This window comes from Hymenobacter cyanobacteriorum (genome assembly GCF_022631375.1).
Classification (GTDB): Bacteria; Bacteroidota; Bacteroidia; order Cytophagales; family Hymenobacteraceae; genus Hymenobacter; species Hymenobacter cyanobacteriorum.
The window spans coordinates 1-2,236 of the sequence record NZ_JALBGC010000012.1; the positions used below are offsets into that span (position 1 = coordinate 1).

Genomic DNA, 2,236 nt, shown 5'->3' on the forward strand with positions numbered 1-2,236 from the left:
CGAGGAAGCGACCCTTCTCCCGAAGTTACAGGTCCATTTTGCCGAGTTCCTTGGCCGTGATTCACTCGAGCGCCTCAGGATACTCTCCTTGACTACCTGTGTCGGTTTGCGGTACGGGTGATAGTAAAATTAAAACGCTTAGCAGGTTTTCTTGGCAGTCGGATTAGGCACACTATCCGCGTGTCCCGAAGGACGTACGGTACTATCAGCTTTCGGCTAGGTGAGCGTACTTAACTACTCTCCCACTACCTACGGCCTTCAACGGGCACTTCCGTCCGCCCGCGGTGCTTTCACTTCTGCGTCACTGCATCACTTTTTACCATCAGTACAGGAATATTAACCTGCTGTCCATCGAGTTCACCTTTCGGCTGCCCCTTAGGTCCCGACTAACCCAATTCCGATTAGCGTTGAATTGGAAACCTTAGTCTATCGGCGTGGGGGTTTCGCACCCCCATTATCGTTACTCATGCCTACATATGCTTTTCTCCACGCTCCACCATACCTGACGATACGGCTTCACCGCAAGGAGAATGCTCCCCTACCACGTGACTGTCTTGCAAGTCACATCCAAAGCTTCGGTACTAGATTTGATGCCCGCGTATTATCGATGCCCGGTCGCTCGACCAGTGAGCTGTTACGCACTCTTTAAAGGAATGGCTGCTTCCAAGCCAACCTCCTGGCTGTCAAAGCAACTGGACCTCCTTTGTTCAACTTAATCTAGATTTAGGGACCTTAGCTGTTGGTCTGGGTTCTTTCCCTCTCGGCCGGGGACCTTAGCACCCCAGGCCTCACTGCCGTGTATAGCCAGTGGCATTCGGAGTTCATCAGGATTCGGTAGGCTCTGACACCCCCTAGTCCTATTGGTAGCTCTACCTCCACTGACCTCAACCACGACGCTGTACCTCAATACATTTCGGGGAGTACGAGCTATTTCTCAGTTTGATTGGCCTTTCACCCCTACCCTCAAGTCATCCAAATCCTTTTCAACGGAAACTGGTTCGGTCCTCCAGTGCGTGTTACCGCACCTTCAACCTGCTCAAGGGTAGCTCACAAAGTTTCGCGTCTACCCCCCCCGACTGCGCGCCCTGTTCAGACTCGCTTTCGCTGCGGCTCCGGACCTTAAAGTCCTTAACCTTGCCGGGGAGGAGTAACTCGTAGGCTCATTATGCAAAAGGCACGCCATCAGCCCACGAAAGGCCTCTGACTGCTTGTAAGCACACGGTTTCAGGTTCTTTTCACTCCGGTATTCCCGGTTCTTTTCACCTTTCCCTCACGGTACTAGTTCACTATCGGTGTCTCAGGAGTATGTAGCCTTAGCGGATGGTGCCGCTCGCTTCAGACGGGGTTTCTCCGGCCCCGCCCTACTCAGGGTACCGCTACCGTAAATCAGAATTGTCGCTTACCGGGCTCTCACCGTCTATGGCCTGCTTTCCCAAGCAGTTCAGCTAACTCGATTTAATCAGATGTCGCGGCCCTACAACCCCGGACTGGCCGTAACCAACCCGGTTTGGGCTCCTCCCCGTTCGCTCGCCACTACTTGGGGAATCATTGTTATTTTCTTTTCCTGCAGGTACTTAGATGTTTCAGTTCCCTGCGTTTGCCACTGTGAGTCAAGCTCATCAGTTCTCACATCTTCCATGTGAGGGGTTGCCCCATTCGGAAATCTCGGGATGAACAAGTATGTGCCTCTACCCCGAGCTTATCGCAGCTTATCGCGTCCTTCGTCGCCTCTGAGACCCTAGGCATCCCCCGTGTGCTCTTTCTTACTTCTTGGTTCGTAATCACACTTGTTGATTGTCATCCGAAGATGACCAAGCGCGCTACGCTTCGTTTTTGTTACCCCTTACGTCAAAGAACGTGTATCACTCTGCTGTTTAGTGATTCCGAAGTTGACTTCCTATTGAAGTCAACCTATATCTTAACAACTGGTGAGAGTTGTTAGAGAGTGGGCCTGCGTGGACTCGAACCACGGACCTCTACATTATCAGTGTAGCGCTCTAACCACCTGAGCTACAAGCCCAAAACCAGTGTTGAAATTATTTGAATGATGGAAAAGACAACAGTAACGTTATTATTATAAGCGTAAACACTACACGAACTCACGAGTCGAACTGCTCCAGAAAGGAGGTGATCCAGCCGCACCTTCCGGTACGGCTACCTTGTTACGACTTAGCCCTAATTACCTGTTCTACCCTAACCGGCTTCGTTGCGGAGCACCGGCTTCAGGTCTACCAGA

The 2,236-nt window shown here is 51.7% G+C and carries 1 tRNA gene and 2 rRNA genes; all 3 read right to left on the reverse strand.

Features of this window, described 5'->3' with window-relative positions:
* Nucleotides 1-1,773: ribosomal RNA gene (locus MON38_RS22570) — 23S ribosomal RNA — on the reverse strand; the annotation flags it as partial.
* A 173-nt stretch (nucleotides 1,774-1,946) separates the two neighbouring features.
* Nucleotides 1,947-2,020: transfer RNA gene (locus MON38_RS22575), tRNA-Ile, on the reverse strand.
* Between the two features lie 100 nt (nucleotides 2,021-2,120).
* Nucleotides 2,121-2,236 (reverse strand): 16S ribosomal RNA (locus MON38_RS22580); the annotation flags it as partial.